Source organism: Mycolicibacter hiberniae (assembly GCF_010729485.1).
In the GTDB taxonomy this organism is placed as follows: Bacteria; Actinomycetota; Actinomycetes; order Mycobacteriales; family Mycobacteriaceae; genus Mycobacterium; species Mycobacterium hiberniae.
Genome location: NZ_AP022609.1, coordinates 750,813 through 775,141 on the forward strand (window position 1 = coordinate 750,813; position 24,329 = coordinate 775,141).

Consider the following 24,329-nt stretch of genomic DNA (forward strand, 5'->3'; position numbering starts at 1 on the left):
ACCGTGCGCAGGCCGCTCGGACATCACCTGCGCCGCTGGGCGCTGGGATGGGCGGCGGTGCTGATCGCCGGTTGTGGCGCTCACCCGGGCCCGTCGCCGCTGACCGTGGGCATGGCTCCGGATCCGCAGGCGCAGGTGCTGGCCCACCTGTATGCCAGCGCGCTGCGCAGCACCGGCGCCGCAGTTCGCATCGAGGCCGTCGCCGACCCGGTTCCCGGACTGGATTCCGGGGAGCTGACCGTGGTGCCCGGTTTCACCGGCCGGTTGCTGGCGATCTTCGCCCCCGACGCTGTGGCACGCTCCGATCGGGGGGTCTACTGGGCATTGGCCGGGGCGCTGCCGGAGGGACTCGCGGTCGGCGACTACGCCATGAGTGCCGAGGACAAGCCGATGCTGGCCGTGACCGAGGCGACGGCCCTGGCCTGGGGCGACTCCGACCTGGGCGCGCTCGTGCGGCACTGCGCCGGGTTGGCCGTCGGCCGGGTTGCGGGCGCGCCGGCACCTACCGCTGTGGGGCGCTGCGCGCTGCCCAAAGCTCGTGAATTCCCCAACGACACAGCGTTGTTCGCCGCGCTGCGCGCTCGCCAGATCACGGCGGCGTGGGCCACTACCGCCGATCCGGGCGTACCGGAGGACGTGGTGCTGCTCACCGACGGCCGGCCCGCGCTGGTACGCGCGGAGAACGTGGTGCCGCTGTATCGCCGCAACGAGCTGAACGAGGCCCAGCTGCTGGCGGTCAACCAGGTGGCCGGAGTGCTCGACACCGAGGCGCTGATCGAGATGCGTCGCCGGGTGGCCGAGGGAGCCGATCCGCAGGTTGTGGTCGACGGCTTCCTCGACGAACACCCACTGGGCAGGTAACGGCAGCTACCGGGGCCGCAGCCGCGGGATGGCGCGCGAGAACAGCCACTGGTATCCCGAGCCCGTGATGCGCACCAGCAGGTCCAGAGCGCGCGCGTCGTTTCCGATCAGCACGCGGGCCCGGTTCTTGCGGACTCCCGCGAGGATCACCCGGGCGGCCTCTTCGGCGGTGGTAGAGGCCAGCCGCCGGTCGAAGAACTCGGCCAGCGCCGCGGCGTCGAGGCCTTCGGCGACGGTGGCGTTACGGGCGATCGCGGTCTTGATGCCGCCCGGGTGCACCGTGGTGACCTTGACCGGGTGCCCGGCGACGACCATTTCCTGGCGCAACGCCTCGGTGAAGCCGCGGACGGCGAACTTCGCCGCGTTGTAGGCGCCCTGGGCGGGCACCGACAGCAGTCCGAACAGACTGGAGACGTTGATGACGTGCCCGTCGCCGGAGGCGATCAGGTGCGGCAGGAAGGCCTTGGTGCCGTTGACCACACCCCAGAAGTCGACGTCCATCACCCGTTCGATGTCCTTGAACGGGGTGATCTCGATGTCGCCGCTGTAGGCGATCCCGGCGTTGTTGTAGATCTGGTTGACCTTGCCGAAATGCTCTTTGACCTCGTCGGCGTAGATCAGGAATGCTTCGCGCTCGGTGACGTCGAGGCGGTCGGCCTTGACCCGCACGCCCAGCGCGGCCACCCGACGCTCGGTCTCGGCGAGACCCTCGGTGTCGACGTCGCTGATCGCCAGCTGCGCTCCCGCCCGTGCCAGCTCGACGGCCAGTGCCTGACCGATGCCGGAACCGGCGCCGGTGACGACGGCGACCTTGCCCGCGAATCCCTGCATGTGCTCTCCCAGCGGTCGGTGGAACCCCGAGCGTATCCGGTACCGCCGGTACCGGATGAGTGGGCCTCGGTGAAACGAAGGGCGCGGCGCCTGCGGCTTCGTGCCTGCGCCGAACGCCGTGGCCGCGCTGATGTCTCCTCGGCGTGCGGCTTCGTACCTCAGCCGAACGCCGAGTCCGCGCTAATGTCTCCTCGGCGTGCGGCTTCGTACCTCAGCCGAACGCCGAGTCGATGATCTCCTGCTGTTCGACAGCGTGCACCTTCGACGACCCCGACGACGGCGCCGACATGGCGCGGCGCGAGATGCGCTTGACCCCGGTCAGCTTGTCCGGGAGCAGCTCCGGCAGCTCCAGGCCGAACCGCGGCCACGCGCCCTGGTTGGCCGGCTCCTCCTGCACCCAGAAGAACTGCTCGGCGTTCGGGTAGCGGTCCAGGGTTTGCCCGAGGCGGCGCTTGGGCAGCGGGGCCAGCTGTTCGATCCGCACGATCGCGATGTCGTCGCGGCCGTCCTTGGCCTTGCGGGCGGCCAGCTCGTAGTACAGCTTGCCGCTGGTCAGCAACACCCGGGTGACCTTGTTGCGGTCGCCCTCGCCGTCCTCGTACGTCGGCTCTTCGAGCACCGACCGGAACTTGACGTCGGTGAAGTCCTTGATGTCGCTGACCGCTGCCTTGTTGCGCAACATCGACTTCGGGGTGAACACGATCAGCGGCCGCCGGATGCCGTCGAGGGCATGCCTGCGCAGCAGGTGGAAGTAGTTCGACGGAGTCGAGGGCATCGCGATGGTCATCGAACCCTCGGCCCACAGCTGCAGGAAACGCTCGATGCGCCCGGAGGTGTGGTCGGGGCCTTGGCCCTCATGGCCGTGCGGCAGCAGCAGCACCACGCTGGACAGCTGCCCCCACTTGGCCTCACCGGAGCTGATGAACTCGTCGATGATCGACTGGGCGCCGTTGACGAAGTCGCCGAACTGCGCCTCCCACAGCACCAGGGCGTCCGGGTTGCCCACGGTGTAGCCGTACTCGAAGCCGACGGCGGCGAACTCCGACAGCGGCGAGTCGTAGACCAGGAACTTTCCGCCGGTCGGGTTGCCGTCGGCGTCGGAGGCCAGCAGCTGCAACGGGCTGAACTCCGCCCCGTTGGACTGGTCGATGATCACCGAATGCCGTTGCGAGAAGGTGCCGCGGCGGGTGTCCTGCCCCGACAGCCGGATCAGCTTGCCTTCGGCGACCAGCGATCCCAGCGCCAGCAACTCGCCGAACGCCCAGTCCACCTTGCCCTCGTAGGCCATCTCGCGGCGTCGCTCCAACACCGGCAGCACGCGCGGGTGCACGGTGAAGCCCTCGGGGATCGCTATGAACGCATCACCGATGCGGGACAGCATCGCCTTGTCGACCGCGGTGTTCAGGCCGCGGGGCACCTGTTGCTCGGATTCCACCGACTCACTGGGCAGCGCGGCATGCTTTTCCAGTTCGCGGATCTCGTTGAACACCCGCTCCAGCTGGCCGTGGTAGTCGCGGAGGGCGTCCTCGGCCTCTTTCAGCGAGATGTCGCCACGGCCGATCAGGTCTTCGGTGTAGCTCTTGCGGACGCTGGTCTTGGTGCCGATCACGTCGTACATGTAGGGGTTGGTCATCGACGGGTCGTCGCCCTCGTTGTGCCCGCGCCGGCGGTAGCACAGCATGTCGATGACGACGTCCTTGTGGAACTTCTGGCGGAAGTCCACCGCCAGCCGGGCCACCCAGTCGCAGGCCTCCGGGTCGTCGCCGTTGACGTGGAAGATGGGGGCGCCGATCATCTTGGCCACGTCGGTGCAGTACTCGCTGGAGCGCGAGTAATCCGGCGCCGTGGTGAAACCGATCTGGTTGTTGACGATGATGTGGATGGTGCCGCCGACCCGATAGCCGGGCAGCAGCGCCATGTTCAGCGTTTCGGCGACCACGCCCTGGCCGGCGAACGCGGCGTCGCCGTGCAACATCATCGGCACCACCGAGAATGCCGGCTCCTCTTCGGTGCCCGACGCGCCCCGGCCGAGCAGATCCTGGCGGGCCCGGACCAGCCCTTCGAGCACCGGGTCCACTGCCTCCAGGTGGGACGGGTTGGCGGTCAGGGAGACCTGAATCTCGTTGTCCCCGAACATCTGCAGGTACACGCCGGTGGCGCCCAGGTGGTACTTGACGTCGCCGGAACCGTGCGCCTCGGCCGGGTTGAGGTTGCCCTCGAACTCGGTGAAGATCTGCGAATAGGGCTTGCCGACGATGTTGGCCAGCACATTGAGCCGGCCGCGGTGCGGCATGCCGATGACAACCTCGTCCAGGCCGTGTTCGGCGCACTGGTCGATGGCCGCGTCCATCATCGGGATGACGGTCTCGGCGCCTTCCAGGGAGAAGCGCTTCTGGCCGACGTACTTGGTCTGCAGGAAGCTCTCGAACGCCTCGGCGGCATTGAGCTTGCTCAGAATGTACTTCTGCTGGGCCACAGTGGGTTTGACGTGCTTGACCTCGATGCGCTCCTGCAACCACTGCTGCTGCTCGGGCTCGAGGATGTGGGTGTACTCGACGCCGACGTGGCGGCAGTAGGCGTCGCGCAGCACCGAGAGGATCTCGCGCAGCTTGCGGATGTTGCCGCCGGGGACGCCTTCGACCTTGAATTCCCGGTCCAAGTCCCACAACGTCAGGCCGTGGCTCTGCACGTCCAGGTCCGGGTGGCTGCGGAATCGGGTGTTGTCCAAGCGCAGCGGGTCGATGTCGGCCATCAGGTGGCCCCGGTTGCGGTAGGCGGCGATCAGTTCCACTGCGCGGGCGTTCTTGTCGACGACCGAGTCGGGGTTGTCCGAGCGCCACCGCACCGGCTCGTAGGGGATGGACAGCTCGAAGAAGATCTCGTCCCAGAACGCATCCGACAGCAACATCTCGTGCACGGTGCGCAGGAAGTCGCCCGACTCCGCGCCCTGGATGATGCGGTGGTCATACGTCGAGGTCAAGGTGATCACCTTGCCCACGCCCAGTTCGGCGATGCGCTGCTCGCTGGCACCCTGGAACTCAGCGGGGTACTCCATGGCGCCGACACCGATGATGGCGCCCTGGCCTGCCATCAACCGGGGCACCGAGTGCACCGTGCCGATGGTTCCGGGGTTGGTCAGCGAGATGGTCACCCCGGCGAAGTCCTCGGCGGTCAGCTTGCCGTCGCGGGCCCGTCGCACGATGTCTTCATAGGCGTCGACGAACTGCGCGAAGCGCAACGATTCGGCGCCTTTGATGGCGGCCACCACCAGGGAGCGCTTACCTCCGGCGCCATGCAGATCGATGGCCAGACCCAGGTTGGTGTGGGCCGGGGTGACGGTATTGGGCTTTCCGTCGATCTCGGCGAAATGCCGATTCATGTTGGGGAACTTCTTGACCGCCTGCACGATCGCGTAACCGAGCAGATGGGTGAAGGAGATCTTGCCGCCGCGGTTCCGCTTGAGCTGGTTGTTGATGACGATGCGGTTGTCGATCATCAGCTTGGCCGGCACGGCGCGCACGCTGGTGGCCGTGGGCACCGCGAGGGAGGTGGACATGTTCTTGACCACGGCGGCCGCGGCCCCGCGCAGCACCTGACGCTCGTCGGCGGCCGCGGGCGCCGCCTGCGGCGGCTTGGCGGCCGGCGCCGGAGGCGTGGGCGCCGGGGTGGCGGGCGTGGCGGCGGGGGCGGGAGCGGCTGGGGCGGGGGCGGCCGCTGCCGGAGCAGCCGGTGCCTGCGGCGCCGGTGCGGGGGCAGTCGGTTGCGCCGGGGGAGCCTGCTCAGTCACTGCCGGGGCGGGCGCGGCCGACCCGTCGGCGCGGTTCCCGTCGTGCTTGTAGTCGGCGAGGAACTCGTGCCAGCTCGGATCCACCGAGGAGGGATCCTCGCGGAATTTGCGGTACATCTCCTCGACTAGCCACTCGTTCTGACCGAAGGGTGAACTGATACCGCTCACGACAGCTTCTCGCCTCGATTCCTGGTCGTCCGGCGAGGCACTTTGCGCCCGCGCCCACCTGCCCTATAAAGGCTAGCCCCTCCCATATATTCCGCCAGGATCGCGGCCGATTGTCCGTCGCCTATCGCAGTCGGTCAGGCGGAGTGGGCGTCGTCGGCGGGCAGGGCCGGAACCAGGTGCAAGGGCACCGGCCACCGCTGGGCGGGCTCGCCGAACGCCTTACGGGCGTGACCGACGACCTTCTTGCCCATCAGGCGGTTGCCGATCGCCCCGATCACCGCACCCAGGCCGACCGGCAGCAGTTTGCCGAACGCCAAGGCCCCGCGGCGCAGGGTGAAGCGCTTGACGAAGTACCGCAGCATCCGGGAGTTCAGCTCCCGGACCGCCGGCAGCGGCAGGGCGGCGACACCGGCGGAGCCTTCGGCGAGCCACGCGCCGCTGGTACGGCCCGTGCCGAGCAGCTCGCCCAGCGCGCCCTTGCCCCGGTCGCCCACCAGCACCGCCAGCACCAGCGCCCGCCGCCGCTCGTGGTCGTCCACCGGAATGCCGTGCACCTGCGCCACCGACAGCACGAAGAACGCGGTGGCCTCCAGGAACACCGCGGTTTCGCCGGCCACCGCCGACAGTGCCATCAGGGTGCCGATAGCCGGTACCGCCGCGGTGGCGCCCACCGCGGCGCCGGTAGCCGTCGACGCGGCCAGGTAACGCTTCTCCAGCTTCGCGATGATCTGGGCCGGGCTGGCGTCGGGATCGGCCCGGCGCAGTCGCTCCAGGTAGGTGCGTACCGCCGGACCCTGCACCCGTTCGCTGCCCTCGATGACCCGCGCCAACGCCCGGGCCGCCATGGTGGGCTTACCCTCCCCGGAGGTCGGTGATGGAACCTGCGCCGACTTCCGCCGTCGAAAGATGCCCATGGTTGCCTCCCGTTTGGTGCGGTGCCTTTCAGGCTAACGCGCCGGCGACCGTCGGCCCGGCGAACGAAGCGGGCACCGCCGGACGGCACAGCGTCCCATCGGCGATCCGAGTTGTTCGTGACCTCATCTGTCCGTAGCGTCGGATGCGGTGGCTTGATGCCCCCAACAGCACCGCGCAGTGATGAGAGGGGCGGCGCTTGAGCAGCACGATCAGCCGGTTTGGGCCCGGGGAGCACTCGGAAAGCGCCGAATCCGCGCGTTCGGGTGCGGTGCGCTCAGCCGAGCCGGTCAACCCGTGGAACGCGCTGTGGGCGATGCTGCTCGGCTTCTTCGTGATCCTGGTCGATTCCACCATTGTCGCGGTCGCCAACCCGAGCATCATGACGTCGCTGGGCGTGGGCTACGACACCGTGATCTGGGTTACCAGTGCTTACCTGCTGGCCTACGCGGTGCCGCTGCTGGTCGCCGGCCGCCTCGGCGACCAGTTCGGTCCGAAGAACCTGTACCTGATCGGCCTGGCGGTGTTCACCGCGGCGTCGCTGTGGTGCGGTCTGGCCGGGGGAATCGCGATGTTGATCGCCGCGCGCACGGTGCAGGGGATCGGAGCGGCGCTGCTCACCCCGCAGACCCTGTCGGTGATCACCCGCACCTTCCCGCCGGATCGGCGCGGCGCGGCAATGAGTGTCTGGGGTGCCACCGCGGGCGTGGCGACGCTGATCGGTCCGCTGGCCGGTGGCGTGCTGGTGGACCGGCTCGGCTGGGAGTGGATCTTCTTCATCAACGTCCCGATCGGCGCAATCGGCCTGGTCCTGGCGATCGTGTTGATCCCGGATCTGCCGGTGCACCGCCATCGCTTCGACCTGCTGGGCGTCGCGCTGTCGGGAGCCGGGATGTTCCTGCTGGTGTTCGCCCTGCAAGAAGGCGAATCCCAGGGCTGGGCGCCGTGGATCTGGGCTCAGTTGGTCGGCGGCCTGTGCTGCATGGCGGCCTTCGTCTACTGGCAGGCCGTCAACAAGGGCGAGCCGCTGGTGCCGCTGCGCATCTTCCGCGATCTCGATTTCGGGCTGGCCAACGTCGGGGTGGCCGTCATCGGCTTCGCCGCCACCGGGATGGTGCTGCCGGTGATGTTCTACGCCCAGGCGGTGTGCGGCATGACGCCGACGCGCTCAGCGCTGCTCACCGCACCGATGGCGATCACCTCAGGGCTGCTGGCCCCAGTCGTGGGACGCATCGTGGACAGGGCACACCCCCGGCCGGTGGTCGGTTTCGGTTTCTCGGCTCTGGCGATCGGGCTCACCTGGCTCTCGATCGAGATGACGCCGCTGACCCCCATCTGGCGGCTGGTGCTGCCCTTCACGGCGATCGGCATCGGCATGGCGTTCATCTGGTCGCCGCTGGCGACCACCGCAACGCGCAACCTGCCGCCGCAGCTGGCCGGTGCCGGTTCGGGGGTCTACAACGCAACCCGCCAGGTCGGCGCCGTGCTGGGCAGCGCCGGTATGGCCGCCTTCATGACCTCGCGGATCGCCGCGGACCTGCCCGCCATGCCGGGTGAGACACGCCCCGGGGATGCCGCCGGGGTCCTGCACCTACCGGAGTTCCTGCACGAGCCGTTCGCGCTGGCGATGTCGGAGGCCACGCTGTTACCGGCCTTCGTCGCCCTGTTCGGTGTCCTCGCCGCGCTGTTCATGGTCGGTTACGTGATCGACCCGGCACGCCGCACCGCCGGACGCGGGGGTCACGCCGGGGATGCCGCACGCCAAGGCGACCCGCCGACCGCGCCGATCCCGGTCGTGGCCCCGCATCACGCTGTTCGCCCGTCGCCGGCCGATGACCCGGCGACCGAGCCGCTGACGGTCGAGATCGTGCGGCCGGCGTTTGCCGCGCCTGCGCCGGCACGGCGTCACAACGGTGTCAGCGCCGATGTGGAACGTCAGATTCGGCCCGCCACCAACGGGGCGCCGGTGCCCGACGTGCTGGCCAAATTCGGGATCACCGGCAGCAGTCCGTCGCGCCGCAACCGGCATTATCTGGAGGATCCCGGTGACACCGCGACCGTGGGACGGCACTCGCGGCGGTGGTGAGGCAGCCCGCTAACGGGTGGTGTTGCCGACGATCTCCACGCCGGTGCCGTTCCAGTGGAACTTCACCACCCCGGCTATGCCCGGTATGCCGCTGGCGTTGCGCAGGGCCACCGTGTCCGGCGTGCACTGCGCCAGGTCGATGCCGCTGAATCCGTAGGTGTCCGGCACGGACTGGGCGAGGAATTCTCCGCGGTGAAACAGCACGGCGCGGGTACCGGGATGCTCGGAGTTGGTGTTCGCCTTCACGATCACCGCCGATATGTCGGCACAGGTGTTGTAGTTGCCGGCCAGCGGTTCCGGGCTCCACGGTTGCCCGCTGCGCGGGTCGCGCGGCAGCTCGGAGACGGCCTGGGCGATCGCCGGGGCGGCCAGGTCGACCGCACACGGGTCGGCGGGCGGGCTGCTCGAGGCCGGGGACTCTGCGACGGGCGCCTGCGGCGGCGCGGCGGCCGGGCTGGTGTTCGCGGGCGTCTTGGCGACGGTGGAGTCGCCCGAGCCGCAACCGGCCAGTAGGGCGGCAGCCAGCGCGGCAATCACGACAGACGGTTTGACGACACCCAGCACACCGGGCACCGTACCGTCCGCCGGCCGACCGGCCGGGGAGGCACGGCCAACCGGCGGCCGAACGCGGGCTTCGGCGACCCGCGTCGAGCGCGGCACGGGCAGGGCTCCTTTGCCCGTAGACTGCTAAGCGCTATGACCTCGCCTGATGCCCCCGATGAGCTCCTCTCGGACCCGTCCGCCCCGTCCACCTCGGACTCCACTCCGACCTTCGCCGACCTGCAGATTCACCCCTCGGTGCTGCGGGCCGTCGCCGATGTCGGCTATGAGACGCCCTCGGCGATTCAGGCCGCAACCATCCCGGCCCTGCTGGAGGGTTCCGACGTGGTCGGGCTGGCCCAGACCGGCACCGGCAAGACCGCCGCGTTCGCCATTCCGATCCTGTCGCGCATCGACACCACCAGCAAAGCCACCCAGGCGCTGGTGCTCGCACCCACCCGCGAGTTGGCACTGCAGGTGGCCGAGGCGTTCGGGCGTTACGGCGCGCACCTGCCGCGGATCAACGTGCTGCCGATCTACGGCGGGGCCTCCTACACTGTGCAGCTGTCGGGGCTGAAGCGCGGCGCGCAGGTGGTGGTGGGTACGCCGGGCCGGGTCATCGACCACCTGGAACGTGGCAGCCTGGATCTGTCGCACCTGGACTACCTGGTGCTCGACGAGGCCGACGAGATGCTGGCGATGGGCTTCGCCGAAGACGTCGAACGCATCCTGGCCGACACGCCTGAGTACAAGCAGGTGGCCCTGTTCTCGGCGACCATGCCCTCGGCCATTCGCCGCATCACCAGCCGTTACCTGCACGACCCGGTCGAAGTCACCGTCAAGGCGAAAACCACCACGGCGGAGAACATCTCGCAGCGCTACATCGAGGTCGCCGGGCCGCGCAAGATGGACGCCCTGACCAGAGTGCTCGAAGTCGAGCCTTTCGAAGCGATGATCGTCTTCGTCCGTACCAAGCAGGCCACTGAGGAGGTCGCCGAGAAGCTGCGCGCCCGCGGGTTTTCCGCGGCGGCCATCAACGGAGATATCGCCCAGGCGCAGCGCGAGCGCACCATCACCGCGCTGAAGAACGGCAGCATCGACATCCTGGTCGCCACCGATGTCGCCGCCCGCGGCCTGGATGTCGACCGCATCTCTCACGTGGTCAACTACGACATTCCCAACGACCCCGAGGCCTATGTGCACCGGATCGGGCGCACCGGCCGGGCCGGGCGGTCGGGAGCCGCGCTGCTGTTCGTCAGCCCCCGCGAGCGCCATCTGCTGCGGCTCATCGAAAAGGTGACGCGGCAGAAGCTGGTCGAGTCCGAGCTGCCCAGCATCGACGACGTCAACGCTCAGCGGGTCGCGAAGTTCGCCGACGCGATCACCAGCCACCTCAGTTCCCCGAGCCTCGAGTTGTTCCGCCGCCTGGTCGAGGACTACAGCCGCGAGCACAACGTCCCCATGGCCGACATCGCCGCCGCACTGGCGGTGCAGTCCCGGGACGGCGAGGCGTTCCTCATGGTGGAACCGCCGCCGGACAAGCGACGCGAACACGCCAAGCCGGGCAGGGAAGGCGGCCGGGACGACCGCAAGGGCGGCCCCCCGAAGGACGGATTCGCCACCTACCGGATCTCGGTCGGCAAGCGGCACAAGGTCAACCCGGGTGCCATCGTCGGGGCGCTGGCCAACGAGGGCGGCTTGCACCGCAGCGATTTCGGCAACATCAGCATCAAGGTGGACCACTCGCTGGTGGAGCTTCCGGCAAAGCTGTCCGGCAAGACACTCAAGGCGTTGGAGCAGACCCGGATTCAGGGACAGCTGATCCACCTGAGTCGGGAACGGCCGTCCGGTAAGCCCAGTCGTCGTCCTGAAGGCGGGCACCGGAAACGCACCGAATGACCCTGCCGCGCGACGAGGTCGCCCAGGGCGGGCTCGAGCAGATCGATCATGTCGATCGGGTCGCGTCGCTGACGGGTGTGCGTGCGGTGGCCGCGATCCTGGTGGTCGGAACCCACGCGGCCTACACCACCGGCAAGTACACCCACGGCTACGCGGGGTTGCTGGGTTCGCGCATGGAGATCGGCGTGCCGATCTTCTTCGTGCTCTCCGGTTTCCTGCTGTTCCAGCCGTGGGTTCGCGCGACGGCGTTCGGGGCGCCCGAACCCACGGTGCGGCGCTACGCCTGGCATCGGGTGCGGCGCATCATGCCCGCCTATGTGGTCACGGTGCTGCTGGCCTATGCGATCTACCACTTCCGCACCGCCGGCCCGAACCCCGGCCATACCTGGATCGGGCTGCTGCGCAACCTGACGCTGACCCAGATCTACACCGACAACTACATGTTCGGATACCTGCATCAGGGCCTCACCCAGATGTGGAGCCTGGCGGTCGAGGTCGCCTTCTACGTGGTTTTGCCCCTGCTGGCCTACGTGACATTGGTCTGGCTGTGCCGGCGACGGTGGCGGCCGGGGCTGCTGCTGGCTGGACTGGCCGCCGCGGCCGCGATCACGCCGCTGTGGTTGACGCTGGTGCACGTGACCGACTTCCTTCCCGACGGCGCCCGGCTGTGGCTGCCGGGTTACCTGGCCTGGTTCGTGGCCGGGATGGTGCTGGCGGTGCTGCGGGCCATGGGCGTGCGGTGCTATGGATTCGTCGCGATTCCGCTGGCGCTCATCTGCTATGTCATCGCTTCCACCCCGATCGCCGGGGAGCCCACCACGTCACCGGCCAAGTTGTCCGAGGCGCTGGTCAAGGCGGGCTTCTACGCGGCAATCGCCGCGCTGATGGTGGCGCCGCTGGCGTTGGGCAACCGGGGCTGGTACGCGCGGCTGCTGGCGAGCCGGCCGATGGTGTGGCTGGGGGAGATCTCCTACGAGATCTTCCTGGTGCACCTGGTGCTGATGGAGGTGGTGATGGTGCAGGTGCTGCGCACCCCGGTCTACACCGGCTCGATGGCGGCGCTGTTCGTGCTCACCATGGCGGTCACCGTCCCGGTGGCCTGGCTGCTGCACCGGTTCACCCGGGTGCGGAGTTGAGCCGGCCGGGCGACACCACGACCGGCACCACGAACTGCCGCAGCATCGCCCGTTCCTCCTCGGCGTCGCGGCCGGGAAAGCTCAGCAGTGAGGTCAGCACCCGCACCACCCAACGGGCGCGCGCCGGCACCGTGTCGCTGTCCTGACCGTCCAGCCCGGACAGGAAGGACGTGACCATCACGGTGATGACCTCGGACTGCGCAGCCATGGTGGCACCGATCGGCGGGCCGCTCTCGGCGAACCACGACGCCAGGGCCGGGTTGTTGCGCACCAGCGCCAGGGATTCGGTGATCCCGGCGACCAGCCGCTCCGCCGGATCCTCGACACCGGCCAGCCGCTGGGTCAACTGGTGATACAGCGCATTGGCCCACCGGTGGGCATAGGCGGTGTGCAGCGCGTCGCGGCTCTCGAAGTACCGATACAGCGTGGCGCGCGAACATCCCGCTGCGCGGGCGATCTCATTCATGCCCACCGAAGCGGGGTCCTGTTCGGCGAACAGCTTCTCGGCCGCGTCGAGAATCTTCTCGGCGGCCAGCTCACCGCGCTGATCGGACAGCCAGGACCGCCCAGCCATCACGACCCGACGGTGAACGGTACCGAGACTGGACGCCGCACGTAACTGCCGCCGGCCCAGACGATCGCGGCTTCGTCGATCGAGTAGTCCGGGCAGCGGGCCAGCAGTTCCTCCAGCGCAACCCGTGCCTGCATCCGTGCCGCCTGGTTGCCGATGCAGTGGTGGGCACCGTAGCTGAAAGTCAGAATCTGGTGCGGCTTGCGCAGCACGTTCAGTTCGCCGGCGTCTTGGCCGAACTGGCGTTCGTCACGGTTACCCGAGCCGTAGAGCAGCAGCACCTTGCGGTCGGCGGGAATGGTGGTGTCGCCGACGGTTACGTCCCGGGTGGTGGTTCGGGCCAGCCCCTGCACCGGGGAGGTCAGCCGCAGCAACTCCTCGACGGCGTCGCGGACCAGCTCCGGCTTGTCGACGAGCAGCTGACGCTGATCGGGGTGCTGCTGCAGCAGTTGCACTGAGCCGCCGAGCATTCCGGTAGTGGTGTCGTTGCCGCCGGTGACCATGGTGAAGGTGAAGGCCAGTACCGACAGCAGTCCCTGGATGTCACCGTCGGCGGCCAGGCCCGCCGCCACCAGGTGCGATACGGTGTCGTCCTGCGGGTCGGTGCGGCGGCGTTCGATGAGCCCGCCGAAGTAGGCCATCATTTGTCCGACCGCTTCCCCGGCCGAGGCCACGCCGTCTGCGCTGACGGTGGCCGCTACCACCGCGTCGGTCCAGCCGTCGAACTGGTCGCGGTCTTCCTCGGGCACGCCCAGGTAGTGGGCGACCACCATCGAGGGCAGCGGTTTGAACAGTTCGGCGACGATGTCGCCGCCGCCGTTGGCCTTGAGCCGCTCCAGGCGTTCGACCACGAACTGGCGCACCTTGGGCTCGAGCAGCTCGACCTGTCGCGGCATGAAGCCGCGGGCTACCAGTTTGCGAAACTCGGTGTGTACCGGGGGATCCTGCATCACCATCGGCGGATTGTCGGCAAGGCCGATCATCTCCAGCTCGTGGTAGTTGATGGTCAGCCCCTGGGCGGACGAGAAGGTCTCATGGTCGGCGGCGGCGGCCCAGATGTCGGCGTGCCGGGACATCACGTAGTAGTCCTGATCCGGCGCGCCCGGCGGAACCACGTGGTGGACGGGGTCGTGATCGCGCAGCGCGGCGTACATCGGCCAGGGGTTGGGCCAGGTGTCGGCGTTGCAGAGCTCGAACTTCGGATGAGACAGCGTTGTCGTCATGTCTCATTGATACGACAACGGATCAGCTGGTGTCAATGCCCAAAAGTGATCTGCGTCGCCGTCTCGGGTCAGATCCCTGAACCCGGGTTGAGGATGTTCATCGGGTCCAGGGCGGCCTTGACCCGATGGTTGAGCGCCATCACCTCAGGCCCCAACTGGTCGGCGAGCCATGGCCGCTTCAAACGGCCCACGCCGTGCTCACCGGTGATGGTGCCGCCCAGCGCCAGGGCCAGATCCATGATCTCGCCGTAGGCCAGCTCGGCGCGCCGCAGATTCTCGGGATCGCTCGGGTCGTGCACGATCAGCGGGTGGGTGTTGCCGTCTCCGGCATGGGCGATCACCGAGATCAGCAGCGAACGCTCCGCGGCGATCTTCTCGATGCCGGTGATCAGCTCCGCCAGCCGCGGCACCGGAACCCCGACGTCCTCGAGCAGCAGCGGACCTTTCGCCTCGACCGCCGGGATGCAGAATCGCCGGGCCGCGACGAAACCTTCGGCCTCGACCGGGTCGGCCGTGGAGAACACCTCCTTGGCGTGGTGCTCGGCGAACACCCGGGCCATCAGCTCGACATCCTCGGCGCCGGCGTGGCCGCGCTCGTCGGAGGCCGCCACCAGCATGGCCGCGGCGTCGCGGTCCAGCCCCATGCGCAGCTGGTCCTCGACGGCGTTGATCGCCGCGCCGTCCATGAACTCCAGCATCGACGGGCGCAGCCGCCCGGACACGTCGAGGACTGCGTCGGCCGCGGCGGTGACGGAGTCGAAGGTGGCCACCACCACCGAGGAGGCGGGCTGGGCCGGCAGCAGTCGCAACGTCACCTCGGTGATCACGCCGAGAGTGCCCTCGCTGCCGACGAACAACTTGGTCAGGGACAGCCCGGCGACGTCCTTGAGGCGCGGCCCGCCCAGCCGCACGGCGGTGCCGTCGGCCAGCACCACCTGCAGGCCCAGCACGTAATCGGTGGTGACGCCGTATTTGACGCAGCACAGCCCGCCGGCGTTGGTGGCGATGTTGCCGCCGATACTGCAGATCTCGAAGGACGACGGGTCCGGCGGGTACCACAAGCCGTATGCCGCGACCGCCTTCTTCACCTCGGCGTTGAAGAGCCCGGGCTGGCATACCGCAGTACGGGTGACCGGATCCACGGTGATGTCACGCATCTTCTCTGTGCACAGCACGATCCCGCCGTCGATCGCGGTGGCACCACCGGACAACCCGCTGCCCGCACCGCGGGTCACCACCGGAATGCGGTGCGCGGTGGCCCAGCGCAGGACGGTCTGCACCTGCTCGGTAAGCAGCGGTCGGACCACCGCCAGCGGCTGGCCAGCCCGGGGATCCAGCGCGTTGTCCTGCCGATAACCCGCGGTGATCGTCGGGTCGGTGACCACCATGCCCTCGGGCAGATCGGCTGTGAGCTGGGCTAGCGCGTCGGTGTTCACGCAGGCGATCCTAGTCGCGGGGCACCCGGGGGGCCGGTGGCGCGATCAGCTTGTCACCAGGCCGCCGAGGGTGCCGATCAGGCCGAGCGCCGGATCCAGCAGGTACTCCTGGACCCCGCTGACATCGAACAGCAGTTGGATGGCCTCCCCGATGGGGCCTTCGATCGCGGTGAAAGCGGTGAACGGGTTGAGGTAGTCGTTGAGCCACGACACCGCCTGGGCGTACGGTTCGCCGATCTCGGAGGCCGTCCAGGCGCGCACGTCCTCGAACAGCTCCATCAGCTCGGCGTAGCCCGGCAGGTCCGCGCCGAACAGTGCCAAGGCGTTGTCCGCGCCCTGCACGACGGCCCTGGTGAAATCGACCAGGAAGGTCGCCGGGTCGATGATCGGGATGAGTTGGGCGGGCACCGGTTCGCCGAACGGAACCGACCTGTCGTAGCCGGCTTCGACGATCACCCGCAGTGCCGGCTGCACGATCTCCAGCCAGGACTCCGGTACCCCCAGGGTCCGCAGCGGGCTCAGCAGCGGCAGCTCGGCGGTCGGGATGAAATAGAACGTGGTGTCGCCGGTGACCTGCCGGACGATGTCGGTCGAGCCCGCAACGTACTCGTCGACGAACGGACCGACCAGCGGCTGCGACGGTGGCCACACCGCCGGAACGAGCTGTGGCAGTGGACCGCCGGCGTAGCCTCCATGCGTGTAGAGGAATCCGAGGAAGGCGTTGAGGACCGCCACCAGATTGATGGGGTACTGCGGAAAATCCGCGTTGGCGTCGTATTGCGCGGCCACGTCGATGGTGGCTATATCGCCGTCGGTCGGTGCCGCCCCATTGAAATTGAGCCCCGGCATGCCCGGGATCACCAGGCCGTCGAAGCGTTCGAGGAATCCGCCGTTGGGCCGGTTGCCCGAGCCCAGGAGCAAGAACGTCACGTCGGGGTCGGGTTGCCCCGATTGCATCATGTCGATCTTCTGCAGAACCGCGATCTGCGCGCTCTGCGAATATCCCGCCACCACATAGGGCTGACCGTCGGGCTGCTGCGCCATCGTGGCCGCAAGGTTCGCCAGGCCGGTGGGAATCGACGTGCTGGCCCCGGATGCGGGGTAGGGGACCACCACCGGGACATGATCCGCGCCGGTGGCCGGGTTGATGTAGTCGGCGACTACCGCGTCCTGCCACCGTTGGCTCGGGGTCGGCATGAAGGTGCCGCCCATGATCAGCGCCGTCTGTGCGTCGTCCGGGGCACCGGCGTGCGCCGGTACCACCGGCGCCATGAACGCCACCGACGCGCCGCACAGCAACGTCACAAGCAACCGGCGCGAAGGCCAGCGTCGGCCCACGTCTAGCCCCCTTGTGTCCGGTGAGGGGTCAACTATGTTTGAGAATCTCTCAGAAATCAAGACCGTTTGCCTACTCCGAGCTGCGGGCGGGCACAGTGGATGCATGCTCAACCACCCGCGCACGGGTCAGCCGTTCGAGTCGCCGGTGCCGCCCGGGACCGGCTGGCCCGGCGACCCGGCAACCTCGCACACCCCGCCGGCGGCCGACGCCGCGCAGGTGGTGGCGCTGGCCGGTCAGTCCGAGGCAATCGACGAGCTCGACGCGCTGGTCAGCGTATGCCAGGCCTGCCCGCGGCTGGTGGACTGGCGCGAGCAGGTGGCGGTCACCAAGCGGAAGTCCTTTGCCGACCAGCCCTATTGGGGCCGGCCGGTGCCCGGCTGGGGCTCGCGCACACCCAAGATCGTGATCGTGGGTCTGGCCCCGGCCGCCAACGGCGCCAACCGCACCGGCCGGATGTTCACCGGCGACCGGTCCGGCGACCAGTTGTACGCCGCGCTCTACCGCGCCGGACTGGTCAACCAGCCGACCAGCGTCGACGCTGCGGACGGCTTGCACGCCAACGGCATCCGGATCACCGCCCCGGTGCGGTGCGCTCCGCCGGACAACGCTCCCAGCATCGTCGAGCGCAACACCTGCGCACCGTGGATCGAGGCCGAATGGCAGCTGATCGCCCCGTCGGTACGGGTGATCGTCGCTTTGGGAGGGTTCGCCTGGCAGACCGCGCTGCGCATCGGCGCGGACCCCGTGCCCAAGCCCAAGCCGAAGTTCGGCCACGGCGTGGTCGTCGGTCTGGGGCCGGCGTTGCACCTGGTGGGCTGCTATCACCCCAGTCAGCAGAACATGTTCACCGGCCGGCTGACTCCGGCGATGCTGGACGACGTCTTTGCCCAGGCCTCGGCGCTGGCGGGACTTTCCGGCTGACTTCCGGTGTTGACTAGGGGCGTGCGACTCTCCGTTCTTGATCTCGTCCCGGTCCGCTCCGACCAGACCAGCGCCCACGCGCTGGCTGCCACGGTGCGGTTGGCCCAGACCGCTGACCGCCTCGGCTTCACCCGGTACTGGGTGGCCGAGCACCACAACATGCCGTCTGTGGGAGCGACCAGCCCGCCGGTAGTGCTGGCCTACCTCGCTGCGCAGACGGCGCAGGTGCGGCTGGGCTCGGGTGGGGTGATGCTGCCCAACCACGCTCCGCTGGCGGTGGCCGAACAGTTCGCGCTGCTGGAGGCCGCCGCCCCGGGGCGCATCGACTTGGGGATCGGCCGGGCGCCGGGTTCGGACCCGGTCACCTCGGTCATGTTGCGGGGCAACCGAAGCGGCGCCCCCGACGAGGACGTCGCGAACTTCCCCGACTACCTCGACCATGTGCGGGCGATGATGAGCAGCCGCGGCGTGCAGGTCCAGCTGCGCGACGGCGACTATCTGCTCAAGGCCACCCCGGCCGCCGCCGGCGAGCCGCGACTGTGGCTGCTGGGTTCCAGCATGTATTCGGCCCGGCTCGCCGCGGCCAAAGGACTGCCGTACGTCTTCGCCCACCACTTCTCCGGCCAGGGCACGCAGGAGGCGCTGGCGTACTACCGGGCCAACTTCACCCCGAGTGAGGTGTGCGCGGCCCCGACGACGTTCCTGACCGTCAACGCCGCCGTTGCCGAAACCCGCGCAGAGGCAGAGGCTTTGATGCTGCCGAACCTGCAGATGATGGCCCGGCTGCGGACCGGGCGACCGCTGGGGCCGGTCGATGTGGTCGAGGACGCGCTGGCGGCGGTGGTCTCCGACGCCGAACAACGCATCATCGACAGTGGCCTGCGGCGCGCGGTCGTCGGCGCCCCGGACGAAGCAGCCGAGCAGGTCCAGACGCTGGCCGACCGGTTCGGCGTCGACGAGGTGATGATCAACCCGGTCGCCTCGGCGCGTCGCGGCACCGACCCGGCCACTGCTCCCGGCCGGGAACGCACCTGCGAGCTGCTGGCCAAGGAGCTGCTGTAAGCCTCAGCGGCTGATGATCGTCATCCCGTATCCGCTTGGCCGGTAATCGATGTAGACGGGGTTCACCGAGAACGGGTAGTAGCCGCTGTTGGCCGCGCCGCCGGAGGTGACCCACGGCCCGTTGCCGGCCGAGGTGGTGTAGGAGTACAGCAGCGTCTCGCCGTCGGAGCTGTACACCGAGATCACGGTGCCCGCCGGCACCTGCGAACCGACGCCGAGGCTGGGGACCAGTGACTGCGGGATGCTGCCGTACATGCCGCCCGAGTCGATCGAAGTGGAGATGGCCACCGGCGGACCGCCGTTGATGGACACCATCGTGTCGACGTAGGGCGACCCGGAAACCGCGATCTCCGGGGTCAGCGGATTCGGGCCGAAGATCACCTGGCCGGTCTGCTCGTCGATGAGCACGCCCTGGTTGAGCGAGCCGGGCAACGCCGAGATGATGGTCGAGGTTCCCGCGTAGCCGTTGTTGGGGCCGATGCCCAGCACGCCGACGATGCCGTACCGGTTGAAGTACTGCGTCATCAGGGCATTCGACCCGGAGGTCACCACGTTGACGCCGGTCGGCTGGGTGATCAGCTCATCCGGGCAGTCGCCGCCCTTGTCGCAGAACCCGACCGTGGTGCTGTAGGTCTGGTAGCCGTAGCTTGCTCCGCCCAGGCCGGCGTAGCTGGCACTGCCGGTCAGCTGCACGTCGCCGATGTTGCCGGAGACGGCGCTGTTCAGGATCGTCAGGCCGGTGGAGCCGGTGTCGATCTGGACCGGCACCGGGGGCCCGCCGTTGATCGAGATGTAGACGATCGGGCTGATGCCACCGCTTTGCAGATACAGCGGCACCGCGACGTTGGCCGGGCCGTCCGGGCCGCCCCGCTCGCCGGCGGCCGCACCGCCGGACCCCGCGCCGCCCTCGCCTCCGGCACCGTTGGCGCCATTGCTGCCGACCGCCCCGCCCCGGCCGCCGTCGCCGCCGTCACCGCCGTCACCGCCACGGGCGCCGGCTCCGCCGGCCGCCACCGCGCCGGCCGCCCCGCCGTCGCCGCCGTCACCGGCCGCCCCGCCATGGACGTTCGTTCCGGTCAGGGTGGATTCGCCGCCGTCGCCGCCGTTGCCGCCGTGGCCTCCCGCGCCGGCATTGCCGCCCGATCCGGCATTGCCGGTGCCGCCGCCGGCGCCACCTTCACCGGCGTCGCCACCGGATCCGCCCGCGCCGCCGTTGCCGCCGCTGGAGCCCTGCGCGTAGTAGCTGCCGACGGCGCTGCCGCCGTTGCCGCCGAAACCGCCGAGGCCGCCGTTTCCGCCGGTGCCGCCGTCGAATCCGATGTCGCCGACGCCGCCGGACCCACCAGATCCTGCGGACCCGCCGGCGCCGCCCTCGCCGCCGATACCGACCGGCGCGCGGTTGATCCCGGGTTGGGCGTAGAGGCCCGAACCGGGCGAGCCGCCGTCACCGGCCGTTCCACCGTTGCCGCCGTTGCCGCCCGTCCCGCCGGCGCTGTCGTTCCCCGCGCCGCCGGCACCGCCGCCACCGCCGCTGCCGCCGGCACCCCCGTCACCGCCGGTGCCGTTGGTGCCGAATCTGCCGTGTTCGCCGATCGCCGGGTTGCCGACGTAGGCCGACCCGCCCGCTCCACCGCTGCCGCCGGCCCCGCCGTTGCCGCCGTGGTAGCCCTCGCCCCCGCCGAACGCCCCGGTGTCTCCGAGCCCGCCGTTGCCTCCGGCGCCACCGACGCCGCCGTCTCCGCCGCTGCCGTATTGCACGTTGTTGGCCACGTCCAGCTTGGCGATACCGTTGCCGCCGCCGTTTCCGCCGGCGCCGCCGGCGCCGCCCGCGCCGCCGTTGCCGGTGCCCTCGCCGTGGGCGCTGACGCTGCTGCCGCCGACACCTCCGGCGCCACCGGTTCCACCGTTCCCGCCGCTACCGGGCAATGTGGCGCTCGGGGGCAGGTATACCTGGTCCAGGCCTCGGCCGCCGTCACCGGCTGCACCACCGGCGCCACCGGCGCCGCCGCTGCCGTCGCCGAGGGAGTTTCCGCCGGCGCCGCCAGTGCCGCCGTTGCCGCCGTGTCCGGCGTTGCCGCCGTTGAGCGCCGCGGTGCCGTCGGCCCCGGTCGCGCCGTTGCCGCCGGCCCCGCCGCCGTTGCCGTGCAGGCTGCCGGTCCCGCCGTCGCCGCCGTGGCCGCCGTGGCCGCCCGCTGTGACGGCGTTGAAGCCGTTACCGCCGGCACCACCGTGGCCGGCGGGCGCGGTCGAGGTCGTGCCGTTGGCGCCGGCGGCACCGTGGACCGAGCCCGCTCCGCCGTCGCCGCCGAGGCCCCCGGCGCCGTAGGCGCCGGCGTCGCCGCCGCGGCCGCCGTTCGGGTTGCTCGCATCGCCGTGGCCGCCGGCTCCGCCGTCGCCGGGTGTCCCGCCGTTTCCGCCGTTTCCGCCGTTTCCGCCGGTGCCCGCGAGCCCCGCCACGCCGTGGGCCGCGACGCCGCCCGCGCCACCCGCGCCGCCGGTACCGCCGTTGCCGCCCTGCATTCCGTCGCCGCCGTTGCCGCCGGCACCGCCCGCCAGGGTTGCGTCGGCCCCGGTGGTTCCGGCACCGCCGGCTCCGCCCGAACCGCCGTTGCCGCCCGCCCCGCCGCGGCCACCGTCGCCATACTGCGCCGCACTGAATCCGCCCGCGCCGCCGGTGCCGCCCACGCCACCGGTCCCACCGCTGAAGCCCGCCGCCCCGTCCACGCCGGCTGCCCCGTTGCCGCCCGCGCCGCCGGCACCGCCGTTACCGAACAGCCAGGCGATGGCGTCGCCGCCGGCACCGCCGAAGCCGCCGGCCAAGTCGTCGATGCCGGCACCGCCCGCGCCGCCGGCGCCGCCGTTGCCCATGAGCCATCCGCCGGTGCCGCCGATGCCGCCGTCGGCACCGGCTCCACCGTCACCGCCGGCCCCGCCGTCGCCGAACATGCCGGCCGCTCCGCCGTTGCCGCCGACCAGGCCCGCCTCGATCTGGTCGAAGCCGTCACCGCCGTCGCCGAACCAGAGACCGCCTGCTCCGCCGTCGGGGTTCTCCGCCGTCCCGTCCAGGCCGTTGCCGATCACATAGGCGCCCAGCAGCTGGTTGATGCCGTTGTTGATCTGTTCACCGAACGGGTTGGTGATCCACGCCTGCATCGATGCGTGCAGGGGTTCGTAGAACAGCTCGTCGAACCAGTCGGCGGAGTCGAATGCGGTGGTGTCGGCAGCCACCCCGGTGTCCGGGGTGAACCAGTCGATCAACCAGTCGAAGTCCAGGCCGTCGGCGTGTGCCGGCGGGGTGATCGGGGCCAGGCCGAAGCCCAGGAAAGTTCCCACCGCCGCTCCGGCGCCGACCAGGCGCCGGCGGACTGATCTTGACTTTCGCGGCGTGCCCCGACCACTCATCGCCTCAACGTACTAGCTGAGTGATACCTGAGCAAAGGGAAACAACGGTCTGGGTGGAGCAAGGGTGACGATTAAGGAGCGGACGCCGGGGTGAGCTTCACGACGGGGATCGGGCGGGTTGTCCGGCGCTGGTAGCCGTCGTAACGATTGGCATTGTTGGCGTTGACGATCCGCCACAGCCGGGCATAGTCCGGGTCGTCGGGAAGCACCGGCTGGGCGGTGGCCCGAAGGCGCTTCGGCCCGATGTTGATCTCCACCTCGGGGTGGGCCTTGAGATTGTGGTACCAGCCGGGGGAGCGGGGAGCGCCGCCCATCGACGCGACGATCAGATACGCATCGCCGTCGCGCGCGTAGGTAAGGGTTGTGGTGCGTGGCTTCCCCGTCTTGGCACCGACGGTGTGCAAAAGGAGGTTGGGCGGCAGGCCCGGCAGTCTATGGCCGATCCAGCCGTGGCTTCGCCGGTAGATCAGGTCGTGCAGGCCGAGGACGCGGACGCCCACCTTTTCGATCCAGGGAAGATGGTCCATCACATCAGTCTGACGGTGCCGACTCGCTGCTCGCCAGTGCGGCTCTCAGTATCGCCCCGGTGCCCTCGCGGTCGCTGTCGCGGCGCACCAGCAGGCCTTTGGCGAAGGACAACCGGTCGCCGTTGCGGCGCGGCACCACATGCAGGTGGATGTGAAAGACACTCTGGAAGGCTGCCCGGCCGTCGTTGATCGCGAGATTGTTTCCGTCGGCGTGCAGGCCGGAGGCCCGCGCGGCCTGGCCGATCCGTTGTCCGACTTTGAGCATGCCGGCCAGGGCGGCGGGCGGGGTGTCGGTCAGATCCACGAAGTGTTGCTTGGGGACCACCAGGGTGTGGCCGCGGGTGAAGGGCCGGATGTCGAGGAACGCCAGGTACTCATCATCTTCGTAGACGCGCACCGCGGGCGCGTCCCCGGCGACGACGGCACAGAACACGCAGGACATGGTGGCCACGTTAGCCCGTCATCTTTTCAGCGCACCGGCCATCGCGTCGATCGCCCGGTCCAGGATGGCTCGGGTGGTCGCGAAGTTCAGCCGTGCGAAGCCCGGGCCGCCGCCGAAGGGGATGCCCGGGCTCAGTGCCACCCGCGCATTCGCCAGCAAGATCGCAGCCGGCTCGGCCGGCAGCCCCAGTTCCCGGAAATCGACCCAGGCCAGGTAGGTGGCCTCCGGGTGGCTGATCCGCACGCCGGGTATCGCCGCGGGCAGCACCTGGCTGAGGTGATCGCGGTTGGCTCGCAGGTAGGTCAGTAGGGCGTCGAGCCATCCGCCGCCGTGCTGGTAGGCGGCGATGTTGGCGCGGATGCCGACGGTGGCCGCACCCATCGTGTTCAGCATGTTGATCCGGTCCCAGGCGTCCGCGTCGCGCTGGTTGGACAAGACCACCTGCGCGCACATCAGGCCGGGCAGGTTCCAGCCTTTGGAGGCCGACATCAGCGTGATGACCGTGTCTGCGGCGGTGGCCGACACCGAGGCGGCGGCCACATGGGGGCGGTCGTAGACCAGCGGGGCGTGTATCTCGTCGGCGATCACCCGGGCGCCGTGGCGCGCGGCGACTTCGACGATGGCGCTGAGCTCGGCGGCGGTGAACGCGGTGCCCAGCGGGTTGTTCGGGTTGCACAGGATCAGCGATCCCGCCCCGGCGGCGAACGCCGCGTCCAGGGCGTCCATGTCCATCACATAACGCCCGTAAGCCTGCTGGTGCATGGGGATTTCCACGCGCTGGCGTCCGGTGACGGTCAGCAGGTCGAAGAACGGCATGTAGGCCGGGACCGGCAGCACCACCGGGCTTTGCGGTCGGGTGAGGAACTCGATGACCACTTCCATGCCCTTGAGGACATCGGGCACCACGCGCACCCATTCCGGCCGGGCGTCCCAGCCGTAGCGGTGCCGGCACCACTGCGTGAGAGCCACCGGCAGGGTGTCGGAGTTCAGCACCGGATAGCCGAACTCTTCGTCGGCGATGCAGGCGCGCAACCCGTCGAGCACCGCGGGCGCCGTGGGGAAGTCCATCTCGGCGATCCACAGCGGCAGCACATCGGGAGGAAAGTGATTCCACTTGATGGTGTTGCGTGCTCGGAGCCGGTCGGGGGTCAACGCGTCGAAGACTTCAGCCACCCCGACAGTCTGC

At 69.7% G+C, this 24,329-nt stretch carries 18 protein-coding genes; 6 read left to right on the forward strand and 12 right to left on the reverse strand.

Going from position 1 to position 24,329, the window contains the following annotated elements; all coding sequences use genetic code 11:
• Positions 1-3: 3 nt before the first annotated feature.
• Positions 4-861, forward strand: coding sequence for a glycine betaine ABC transporter substrate-binding protein (locus G6N14_RS03615; protein WP_407663065.1), 858 nt, complete (start codon positions 4-6; stop codon positions 859-861).
• A 6-nt stretch (positions 862-867) separates the two neighbouring features.
• Here G6N14_RS03615 and G6N14_RS03620 read toward each other — a convergent pair whose 3' ends face one another.
• The 3 genes from G6N14_RS03620 to G6N14_RS03630 all read right to left on the reverse strand — a co-directional run bounded on the left by G6N14_RS03620 (position 868) and on the right by G6N14_RS03630 (position 6,561).
• Positions 868-1,692, reverse strand: coding sequence for an SDR family NAD(P)-dependent oxidoreductase (locus G6N14_RS03620; protein ID WP_085134864.1), 825 nt, complete (start codon positions 1,690-1,692; stop codon positions 868-870).
• Between the two features lie 211 nt (positions 1,693-1,903).
• A complete protein-coding gene (locus tag G6N14_RS03625; RefSeq protein ID WP_163787042.1) occupies positions 1,904-5,647 on the reverse strand; it encodes a multifunctional oxoglutarate decarboxylase/oxoglutarate dehydrogenase thiamine pyrophosphate-binding subunit/dihydrolipoyllysine-residue succinyltransferase subunit in 3,744 nt (1,247 codons plus the stop codon).
• Positions 5,648-5,781: 134 nt separating this feature from the next.
• Positions 5,782-6,561, reverse strand: a complete 780-nt coding sequence (locus G6N14_RS03630; RefSeq protein WP_085137198.1) for a hypothetical protein — start codon at positions 6,559-6,561, stop codon at positions 5,782-5,784.
• Between the two features lie 314 nt (positions 6,562-6,875).
• Between G6N14_RS03630 and G6N14_RS03635 the strand changes: the two genes are divergently transcribed.
• The gene (locus G6N14_RS03635) at positions 6,876-8,645 is read left to right on the forward strand and encodes an MFS transporter (protein WP_085137257.1); all 1,770 of its coding nucleotides are present in this window, start codon (positions 6,876-6,878) and stop codon (positions 8,643-8,645) included.
• Between the two features lie 9 nt (positions 8,646-8,654).
• Here G6N14_RS03635 and G6N14_RS03640 read toward each other — a convergent pair whose 3' ends face one another.
• Positions 8,655-9,218 carry an LppP/LprE family lipoprotein gene (locus G6N14_RS03640; protein ID WP_234809023.1) on the reverse strand — a complete coding sequence of 188 codons (564 nt, stop codon included), beginning with the start codon at positions 9,216-9,218 and terminating at the stop codon, positions 8,655-8,657.
• A 123-nt stretch (positions 9,219-9,341) separates the two neighbouring features.
• Between G6N14_RS03640 and G6N14_RS03645 the strand changes: the two genes are divergently transcribed.
• Positions 9,342-11,084 (forward strand): DEAD/DEAH box helicase, encoded by a 1,743-nt coding sequence (locus G6N14_RS03645; protein ID WP_085137196.1) that lies wholly within the window; start codon positions 9,342-9,344, stop codon positions 11,082-11,084.
• Positions 11,081-12,220, forward strand: coding sequence for an acyltransferase family protein (locus tag G6N14_RS03650; RefSeq protein ID WP_085137194.1), 1,140 nt, complete (start codon positions 11,081-11,083; stop codon positions 12,218-12,220). Before G6N14_RS03645 ends, G6N14_RS03650 begins: the two co-directional genes overlap by 4 nt.
• On the opposite strand, the gene G6N14_RS03655 is transcribed toward G6N14_RS03650, so the two are convergent.
• The 4 genes from G6N14_RS03655 to G6N14_RS03670 all read right to left on the reverse strand — a co-directional run bounded on the left by G6N14_RS03655 (position 12,201) and on the right by G6N14_RS03670 (position 16,788).
• Complete coding sequence (locus G6N14_RS03655) at positions 12,201-12,794, reverse strand: TetR/AcrR family transcriptional regulator (protein ID WP_085137192.1); 594 nt, start codon at positions 12,792-12,794, stop codon at positions 12,201-12,203. The two genes, G6N14_RS03650 and G6N14_RS03655, sit on opposite strands and share 20 nt — an antisense overlap.
• Positions 12,794-14,014: a cytochrome P450 gene (locus tag G6N14_RS03660; protein WP_085137190.1), complete on the reverse strand. Its 1,221-nt coding sequence runs from the start codon at positions 14,012-14,014 to the stop codon at positions 12,794-12,796. Before G6N14_RS03660 ends, G6N14_RS03655 begins: the two co-directional genes overlap by 1 nt.
• 68 nt (positions 14,015-14,082) lie before the next feature.
• The gene (locus tag G6N14_RS03665) at positions 14,083-15,450 is read right to left on the reverse strand and encodes an FAD-binding oxidoreductase (protein ID WP_085137189.1); all 1,368 of its coding nucleotides are present in this window, start codon (positions 15,448-15,450) and stop codon (positions 14,083-14,085) included.
• A 45-nt stretch (positions 15,451-15,495) separates the two neighbouring features.
• Positions 15,496-16,788, reverse strand: coding sequence for a PE-PPE domain-containing protein (locus G6N14_RS03670; protein ID WP_163787044.1), 1,293 nt, complete (start codon positions 16,786-16,788; stop codon positions 15,496-15,498).
• 103 nt (positions 16,789-16,891) lie between these two features.
• Here G6N14_RS03670 and G6N14_RS03675 point away from each other — a divergent pair, with 103 nt between their 5' ends.
• The gene (locus G6N14_RS03675; protein ID WP_085137185.1) at positions 16,892-17,710 is read left to right on the forward strand and encodes a uracil-DNA glycosylase; all 819 of its coding nucleotides are present in this window, start codon (positions 16,892-16,894) and stop codon (positions 17,708-17,710) included.
• A 21-nt stretch (positions 17,711-17,731) separates the two neighbouring features.
• Positions 17,732-18,772: an LLM class flavin-dependent oxidoreductase gene (locus G6N14_RS03680; RefSeq protein WP_085137183.1), complete on the forward strand. Its 1,041-nt coding sequence runs from the start codon at positions 17,732-17,734 to the stop codon at positions 18,770-18,772.
• Positions 18,773-18,775: 3 nt separating this feature from the next.
• Here the strand turns inward: G6N14_RS03680 and G6N14_RS03685 are convergent, their stop codons facing one another.
• From G6N14_RS03685 to G6N14_RS03700, 4 genes are all read right to left on the reverse strand, one after another.
• Positions 18,776-22,105 carry a PecA family PE domain-processing aspartic protease gene (locus G6N14_RS03685; protein ID WP_163787046.1) on the reverse strand — a complete coding sequence of 1,110 codons (3,330 nt, stop codon included), beginning with the start codon at positions 22,103-22,105 and terminating at the stop codon, positions 18,776-18,778.
• 140 nt (positions 22,106-22,245) lie between these two features.
• The gene (locus G6N14_RS03690; RefSeq protein WP_085137251.1) at positions 22,246-22,701 is read right to left on the reverse strand and encodes a nitroreductase family deazaflavin-dependent oxidoreductase; all 456 of its coding nucleotides are present in this window, start codon (positions 22,699-22,701) and stop codon (positions 22,246-22,248) included.
• Between the two features lie 4 nt (positions 22,702-22,705).
• Positions 22,706-23,143 carry an HIT family protein gene (locus G6N14_RS03695; RefSeq protein WP_085137249.1) on the reverse strand — a complete coding sequence of 146 codons (438 nt, stop codon included), beginning with the start codon at positions 23,141-23,143 and terminating at the stop codon, positions 22,706-22,708.
• Between the two features lie 18 nt (positions 23,144-23,161).
• The gene (locus tag G6N14_RS03700) at positions 23,162-24,316 is read right to left on the reverse strand and encodes a MalY/PatB family protein (protein WP_085137182.1); all 1,155 of its coding nucleotides are present in this window, start codon (positions 24,314-24,316) and stop codon (positions 23,162-23,164) included.
• Positions 24,317-24,329 lie beyond the last annotated feature (13 nt).